Genomic DNA, 464 nt, shown 5'->3' with positions numbered 1-464 from the left:
ATCCGCAACTTCAGCGTGCAACTGTCCCCCACCCCACGCGGCGCCCGCCTCGCCCGCCTCCTAGCCACCGAACAACTCCGCAACTGGGGCCTGCCCTTGGACCCGGCGAGGCACATCGTCGCCGAACTGGCAGCCAACGCCGCCCTCCACGGCCGCATCCCCGGCAGGGACTTCCTCCTGCTTCTCTACGTCGTCGCCGACACCCTCCGCATCGAGGTCACGGACACCTGCGGCGACCGCTTCCCGCACCCCCAACACGCCGACCCGGAGGCCGAGTCGGGACGTGGGCTGCTCCTCGTGGAGGCGTTCGTGGACCGCTGGGGATTCTCCGAGGGCCCAGCGCCACGCAAGACGGTGTGGGCCGAAGTCACCGTGCCACCGATGCCCAGAAATCCATGCTGCGGTGCCACGGGCGATCCCCTCAAAGAAACACGAGGTTGAAAGAACCCCACCAAACCCCACCC

The 464-nt window shown here is 68.5% G+C and carries 1 protein-coding gene; it reads left to right on the top strand.

The genetic code is table 11. The features are described from left to right. Positions 1 to 441: ATP-binding protein (locus tag L0P92_RS44895; RefSeq protein WP_234768868.1), on the top strand; the 441-nt coding region annotated here is incomplete at its 5' end. Between the last annotated feature and the right edge of the window lie 23 nt (positions 442 to 464).

The organism is Streptomyces muensis, from assembly GCF_021474425.1.
In the GTDB taxonomy this organism is placed as follows: domain Bacteria; phylum Actinomycetota; class Actinomycetes; order Streptomycetales; family Streptomycetaceae; genus Streptomyces; species Streptomyces muensis.
Note: the sequence above shows the minus strand (reverse complement) of the source record. Positions and strands in the feature narration are given on the sequence as shown.